We start from the raw sequence: 7500 nt of genomic DNA on the forward strand, positions 1-7500 counted from the left end.
CGGAGCCGAAGATGCCCCGCCTCGGCGCCGCCACCCGGCCCGCCGCTGCCCGTGCCGCCGCCCCCGCGCCCGTCGCCGCTCCCGCAGCGGCGTCCGCGAGCGTGGCCGGCGGCCTCCTCTCCCGCATCCCCGGCTTTGGCCGCAAGGCGGCGGCCGAACCGGCCGCGCCGGCCCCCGAGCCGGAGGAGAATCTTGCCCCCGAGGATCGCATCCGCGCCCGCATCGCCGGCGCCATCCGCGCCCGCAGCGAGGCCGCCAACCCGCCGCCCCCGCCGAAGCCGGAGCGCCCGCGTGGCCCGCGCCCGCTGATCCTCAACCAGACGCCCGTCTCCGGCGGCCCCCGCACCGAGCCGCCGCTCGTCGCCCGCCCCGGCACCCTGCGCGCCACCCGGGAGCCCGAGCTGCCGTCGATGCCGCCCGCAGAGGATGCGCTGCTGGAGGACACGTGGGACGAGGAGGAGGCCTTCGAGGCCGACAACCTCCCCCCGCCGCCGCTCCCCGCCGCCGCGCCGCGGATCGAGGCGAAGGTGAAGAAGGTCGTCCAGCCCACGCCGCGCAAGACGCAGGCCCCCTCCACCCGTGCCCGCGCCGAGGCGGAGCCGAACCTGCCGCTGGACGAGAAGTTCGCCGATTACGACTACCCGCCCCTCGCCCTCCTGCGGGATCCGGGCACCGTCCGCCGCCACCACCTCTCCGAAGAGGCGCTGGAGGAGAATGCGCGGATGCTGGAGTCTGTGCTCGACGATTACGGGGTGAAGGGCGAGATCACGGCCGTGAAGCCCGGCCCCGTCGTCACGATGTACGAGCTTGAGCCGGCGCCGGGCCTCAAGGCCTCCCGCGTCATCGGGCTGGCCGACGATATCGCCCGCTCGATGTCGGCCCTGTCGGCCCGTGTCTCGACCGTGCCCGGCCGCTCCGTCATCGGCATCGAGCTGCCGAACTCCAACCGCGAGATGGTGCTGCTGCGCGAGATCCTCGCGCACCGCGATTTCGGCGACGGCAACCAGAAGCTGCCCTTGGCGCTCGGCAAGGATATCGGCGGCGACCCGATCATCGCCAACCTCGCCAAGATGCCTCACCTCCTCATCGCCGGCACCACCGGTTCGGGCAAGTCGGTGGCCATCAACACCATGATCCTGTCGCTCCTCTACAAGCTCACGCCCGAGGAATGCCGGCTGATCATGATCGACCCCAAGATGCTGGAGCTCTCCGTCTACGACGGCATCCCGCACCTGCTCTCCCCCGTCGTGACCGACCCCAAGAAGGCGGTCGTGGCCCTCAAGTGGGTCGTGGGCGAGATGGAGGACCGCTACCGCAAGATGTCCAAGATGGGCGTGCGCAACATCGACGGCTACAACGGCCGCGTCCGCGAGGCGCTGGCCCGCGGCGAGAACTTCGAGCGTACGATCCAGACCGGCTTCGACGAGGAAACGGGGGACCCGATCTTCGAGACGGAGGAGACGGTGCCCGAGACGATGCCCTACATCGTCGTCATCGTCGACGAGATGGCCGACCTGATGATGGTCGCCGGCAAGGAGATCGAGGCCTGCATCCAGCGCCTCGCGCAGATGGCGCGCGCCTCGGGCATCCACCTTATCATGGCGACGCAGCGCCCCTCGGTCGACGTCATCACCGGCACGATCAAGGCGAACTTCCCGACGCGCATCTCCTTCCAGGTGACGAGCAAGATCGACAGCCGCACCATCCTCGGCGAGCAGGGCGCCGAGCAGCTGCTCGGCATGGGCGACATGCTCTACATGGCCGGCGGCGGGCGCATCAACCGCGTCCACGGTCCCTTCTGCTCCGACGAGGAGGTCGAGGAGATCGTCAACCATCTGAAGGCCTACGGCCCGCCGGATTACGTCGGCGGCGTCGTCGAGGGGCCGGACGATGGCGGCGAGAGCGGCACCTCCATCGACGAGGTGCTCGGCCTCGGCGGCAACAGCGACGGCGAGGATGCGCTCTACGACATGGCGGTGCAGATCGTCGCGAAGGACCGCAAGTGCTCTACCTCCTACATCCAGCGCAAGCTGGCCATCGGCTACAACAAGGCGGCCCGCCTCGTGGAGCAGATGGAGGAGGAAGGCGTCGTAAGCCCGGCGAACCACGTCGGCAAGCGCGAGGTGCTGGTGCCGGAAGTGCACTGAGCCGGCCCGCTCGCCGCTCCCTTTCGGGCGCGTCTCGCCAATCGCGGGGCGCGCCCTTTTGCTGTCTCCCCCTGCCTCCCATCCCGCCCCTGACCCTTGGTCAGCGCGGCCTTCAGCAAACCTTTACACCCCCGTTACGCCCCTGACAGGTTCTGCCCCCAAGCCTTCGGCCATCACGCCCAACCGGAGGCTCATCATGCCCATTCCCCGCGCCCGCGCGGCCCTCCTCGCCGCGACCGCCCTTGTGGCCCCCGCCATCGCCCAGGCCCAGGCAGACGAGACCGACACCCGGCTTCTGACCGATCCCTTCCTGCAGGCACCCGCGGACGGCAGCGTCAACGTCGTCTGGTTCACCGAGTTCGAGGGGACGGACCACGTCGTGATCGCCGAGGGCCGTGAGATCGCCGCCGAGACGATGAAGATGTCGCGCCTCGCCGAGGATGCCGGCTCCCATGTCGGCACGCAGGCGGGCGACGGCTCTCTCTTCGAGAGCTACACTCCCCGGGACGTCTGGCGCCACGAGGCCGTCGTCGACGGTCTGGCGACGGGCGAGCGCGTGCCCTACTTCGTCCGCTCCACTGACGAGGGCGGCGACGTTGTCGAGAGCCGCGAGTTCTCGCTCCAGCCGCTGCCGGGGGAGGGCCAGCCGCTGCGCATCCTGCTGACCTCCGATCACCAGCTCAAGCCGATGACTCCCGCCAACATGCAGATGGTGACGGAGACGGTCGGCGAGCTGGATGCCGTCTTCTTCTCCGGCGATCTGCAGAACGTGCCGGACCGGGCCTCGGAGTGGTTCGACGATGCCCGCGGCTTCGCCTACTTCCCCGGCCTGCAGGGCCGCGCCAGCTTTGATCTGGAGCGCACGCGGGAGGAGGATGGCGTCACCACGACGACCACCGCGACCTACCGTGGCGGCGAGATCATCCAGCACGCGCCGCTCTTCCCGGTGATCGGCAATCACGAGGTCATGGGCCGCTTCAACCCGGCCAATCCGATCGGCAGCCAGTTCAACGACCCGCGCCCCCGCGCCGTGGCCGAGGCGCTCTACGAGGCCAATGCCGAGCTCTACAATCCCGAGGGCGATCCGCAGATCCGCGAGGCGTGGATCCGCGACAACTCCTTCAACACGATCACCTACGAAGAGATCTTCACCATGCCCGGCACCGGCCCGGCGGGGGATCAGTACTATGCCATGCGCTTTGGCGATGTCTTCCTGATCGGTCTCTACGGCACGCGCATCTGGCGCTCGCCCTCGATGGATCCGGGGACGACCGGCAAGTTCCGCGAGGCCGACGCCAACCTGAACACCCCCGACAACTGGGGCTGGGGCGAGTTCATCTTCGAGGACATGGCCGAAGGCTCCGAGCAGTACGAGTGGCTGCAGGGCGTTCTGGAGAGCGAAGAGTTCCGGAGCGCGCCTGTGAAGGTGGCGCTGATGCATGACCCCTCGCACGGGCTCGGCGACAACTCGATCCCGGTCTTCGCCCACCCGGTGCAGATCCTCGACCGCGACGACGACGGCCGGCTGACCGGTGTCCGCTACGAGTACCCGCTCGAGGAGGACATCTTCGTGAACGACATCGAGCCGCTGCTCGGCGAGGCGGGGGTGGATCTCGTCCATACCGGGCACTCGCACCTGTGGTACCGGATGGTCAGCCCGCAGGGCGTGAACATCATGGAGACGTCGAACGTCGGCAATACCTACGGCTGCTACCTCGAGGGCTACGCCGAGCGCGGCGGCGCGCCGGATGATCCGCGCTTCGACGCCACCAACTACCCGGTCACGGGAGACCCCCATGGCTACGAGGCGGTGATGCCGACGGAGTTCTCGCCGATGAGCTACGAGGATGGCGCGCCGCTGCCCTGCGTGTCGTCGAACGAGCTGTCCACCTTCACCATTCTGGAGACGGGGGCGGACGGCGCCACGGTCAGCTCCTACGTCTTCGACACGGCGCGCCCGGGCGAGCCGGCGAAGCTGTTCGACCGCTTCACGCTCGACTGATGAGGCAGGGCCGCGGCGCCGGGGTGCCGCGGCCCTAGCCCTTCCTCTTCGCCGTCCAGCGCTGGACGAGGCGCCAGACGGGCCGGGCCATGGCCACGACGAGGGCGATCCGCGTCAGGTGCATGACCGAGACGAAGGCGAGATCCTCCCCCATCGACAGCGCCAGCAGGCTCATCTCCGCCAGGCCGCCGGGGGAATAGGCGAGGAAGGCCTGCGTCAGCGGCATCCCCATCAGCGCCGCCGCGGGCACCGCGAAGACCAGCGCGATGAGGATCATCACCCCGGCGGAGACGCTGCCCACCGCCAGCTCCCGCCCCACCTCGCGCAGCGTGGTGCCGAGAAAGCGGCAGCCGATGACGGTGCCGATGACGAGCTGGGCGAAGTTGACGATCTGCGTCGGCGGCGCCGTCTCCACCACCCCGGCGGCGTGGAGCGCGCCGGAGGTGATCATCGGCCCCATCACCGCGTAGGCCGGAAGGTCCAGCCACTTGCCGCCCCAGTATCCGGCCGCCGCGGCGGCGGTGAGGAACGCCCAGTCGACGGGGCGTAGGGCGCCGAGGGCGACGAAGCGCGCGCCGCCGCCGCCGGAGGAGCCGGTGGCGCCGTAGACGATCGAGAAGAAGAGCGGGATCAGGAAGACGACGACGAGGATGCGCGTGGCATGGGCCAGCGCGATCCGCCGCTCGTCCCCCCCGGCGCTGGCGCCGAGGAGCATCGCGTCGTTCAGCCCGCCGGGCATCGCCGAGAAGAAGGAGGTCGCCGGGTCGAACCCGCCGACGCGGCGGAAGACGAGGTAGGAGCCGGCGAGCGCGGCGAGCAGGAAGGGCGCCAGCGTCAGGAACGCCGGCCACCAGCCGATCATCGAGCGCAGCACCTCCATGGTGATGGCCGAGCCGAGCAGGACGCCGATCACCGGGATCACCACCATCCGCAGCTGGGTCGGCCCCGCGAGGGGGGCGCCGAGGATGGCGGCGAGGGTGCAGCCGATCAGCGGGCCCAGCATCCACGGCAGCGGCAGCGAGATACGCAGCGCCACCCAGGCGGAGACGAAGCCGATCCCCAGGGCCAGGGCCTGCCTGAGAAGGATGTCCGGGCGGGGGAGAGCGGAGCGGATCGACATGGCGTTCCGATTAGTCCCGGGCGCGGGGGGCGGCAAGGCGGCGGGTTCGTCGCGGGGCGGCGGGCCGGGGAGGGGGGCTGTCTGCCCCCCGCGCCTGCGGCGCCCCCCCGAGGATTTTTCAGGACCAAAGACAGGGGCGGCTGGGCCCGGCGGGGGCGGGAGACGCGCCCGGAAGGGAGCGGCGAGCAGGTCGGTATCACGCGGCTGTGACGTTACACGTCGTCAACCCGTTGTGACGGGCGTGCAATCGTCGGGACAGGCACGTGTCTTATGTTGTTTGCTGACGCCAGGATAAGGAGACCCCAATGGCCTACCGCTGGAAGAACGACCTGACCCATGCCGATGTCACGCCCAAGGCGGCGTGGCTGAACCGGCGCCAGATCATGGCCGGAGCCGCGGGGCTGGGCGCCGGGTTCGGCGCCGCCTCCATCGCCGGCTCGGCCTCCGCGCAGGACGCGCTGGAGCCGAACCCGCTGGAGGACATCACCTCCTACAACAACTTCTACGAGTTCGGCACGGGCAAGGAAGACCCGATGCGCTATGCCGATCAGATGGAGATCAGCCCCTGGTCGATTACTGTCGACGGGCTTTGCGACAACCCGGGCGAGTACTCGCTGGGCGAGTTGACAGAGGGGCTGACGACCGAGGAACGCATCTATCGCTTCCGCTGTGTCGAGGCGTGGTCGATGGTGGTGCCGTGGAACGGCATCGAGCTCGGCGACGTGCTGGCCAAGCTCGGCCCGAAGCCGGAAGCGAAGTTCGTCGCGTTCGAGACGACCGTTCAGCCGGAGAACATGCCAGGCGTGCGCCGCAACGTGATCCCCTTCCCCTATGTCGAGGGGCTGCGGATGGACGAGGCGATGCACCCGCTCGCGATGCTGGCCACCGGCCTCTACGGCGAGCCGATGCCCAAGCAGAACGGCGCGCCCATCCGCCTCGTCGTGCCGTGGAAGTACGGCTTCAAGTCGATCAAGAGCATCGTGCGCATCTCCTTCGTCGAGGAGCAGCCGCCGGCGACGTGGAACATCATCAACCCGAACGAGTACGGCTTCTATTCCAACGTGAACCCGCTGCACTCCCACCCGCGCTGGAGCCAGGAATCGGAACGGGTGATCGGGGGCGGGCTGTTCTCGTCGCGCCAGCCGACGTTGATGTTCAACGGCTACAGCGAAGTCGCGCCGCTCTATGAAGACATGGATCTGGACGTTTACTTCTGATGGCCGTGACCGACACCATAAACAGCACGCTCCGCAAGGTGCCGGCCTGGGCGATCTATGTCGCCGGGTTCCTCTATGCGGCCTGGTACTTCTACCTCGGCCTCACCGGCGGGCTTGGCGTCGAGCCGATCAACACGCTGGAGCGCAAGTACGGGCTGACGGCCATCCAGCTGATCATCGCCGGGCTGGCGGTGACGCCGCTCCGGCGCTGGGCGAACATCAACCTGATGAAGTTCCGCCGGGCGATCGGCGTGACGGCCTTCTTCTTCGTGCTCGCCCACTTCTGTGTCTGGGCTCTGCTCGACGTGCAGACGCTGGCGCGCGTCTGGGCCGACATCCTGAAGCGGCCCTACATCACCATCGGCATGGGGGCGTTCCTTCTGCTCATCCCGCTGGCGGCGACGTCGAACAACCTCTCGGTCCGCAAGCTCGGGCCGAAATGGCGGCAGTTGCACAAGCTGGTCTACCCGGCGGCGATTCTGGCGGCGATCCACTTCATCTGGCTGGTGAAGGGATTCCCGTGGGAGCCCTTCATCTATGCGGGGATCATCGCCGTGCTGCTGGCCCTGCGCCTGGTGCCGAAGAAACGGCGCCAACCGGCCCCGCGGCGCGCCACGACGTGAGGCCCATATATAGCTCGCGCGCGCACGCGCAGGAGAAGGGGCGGCTCACCGGAGCTGCCCCTTCGGCGTTTCCGGAAGGGGGCGATTCACCCGCGATTCCCGATGCAGGGGCCGATCTGTGGAGTGCCTCTACGGTAGGAGGAGGGTGTCGCCGGCGAAGGTGACCCGTAGCTCGCATGCGATTCCGGGCGGGTCTTGAGGTAAGCCTGTGGACAACCCCAAGATCTGGTGCGAGGATTCGTAAACCGCCCAGGTTTTGGCAGGACACACGCGGAAGAGCGCAAAGAGTTCCCTCGTAACGCATTGAAAACAGGCGACGTTTCGCGTTTGTCACAAAAAATGCGTCTTCCCGCGAAAAACCTCTTGCGACTCCCCGACGCTATCCGTAGAT

Annotated in this window: 5 protein-coding genes; 4 read left to right on the top strand and 1 reads right to left on the bottom strand. The window is 68.6% G+C overall.

The window, feature by feature from the left end; all coding sequences use genetic code 11:
• Together GY170_RS00005 and GY170_RS00010 are read left to right on the top strand one after the other, a co-directional pair.
• On the top strand, window positions 1-2147 hold a 2147-nt coding region (locus tag GY170_RS00005; protein WP_268895011.1), incomplete at its 5' end, for a DNA translocase FtsK.
• 196 nt (window positions 2148-2343) lie between these two features.
• The gene (locus GY170_RS00010) at window positions 2344-4149 is read left to right on the top strand and encodes a metallophosphoesterase (RefSeq protein ID WP_203531120.1); all 1806 of its coding nucleotides are present in this window, start codon (window positions 2344-2346) and stop codon (window positions 4147-4149) included.
• 34 nt (window positions 4150-4183) lie between these two features.
• On the opposite strand, the gene GY170_RS00015 is transcribed toward GY170_RS00010, so the two are convergent.
• Window positions 4184-5269: an AbrB family transcriptional regulator gene (locus GY170_RS00015; RefSeq protein WP_163888784.1), complete on the bottom strand. Its 1086-nt coding sequence runs from the start codon at window positions 5267-5269 to the stop codon at window positions 4184-4186.
• 305 nt (window positions 5270-5574) lie between these two features.
• On the opposite strand from GY170_RS00015, the gene msrP reads away from it, so the two are divergent.
• Together msrP and msrQ are read left to right on the top strand one after the other, a co-directional pair.
• Window positions 5575-6486 (top strand): protein-methionine-sulfoxide reductase catalytic subunit MsrP, encoded by a 912-nt coding sequence (gene msrP / locus GY170_RS00020; protein WP_163888785.1) that lies wholly within the window; start codon window positions 5575-5577, stop codon window positions 6484-6486.
• Complete coding sequence (gene msrQ / locus GY170_RS00025) at window positions 6486-7109, top strand: protein-methionine-sulfoxide reductase heme-binding subunit MsrQ (RefSeq protein WP_163888787.1); 624 nt, start codon at window positions 6486-6488, stop codon at window positions 7107-7109. Before msrP ends, msrQ begins: the two co-directional genes overlap by 1 nt.
• Window positions 7110-7500 lie beyond the last annotated feature (391 nt).

It is taken from the genome of Pseudoroseicyclus tamaricis (genome assembly GCF_012070395.1).
GTDB classification, from domain to species: Bacteria; Pseudomonadota; Alphaproteobacteria; order Rhodobacterales; family Rhodobacteraceae; genus Pseudoroseicyclus_A; species Pseudoroseicyclus_A tamaricis.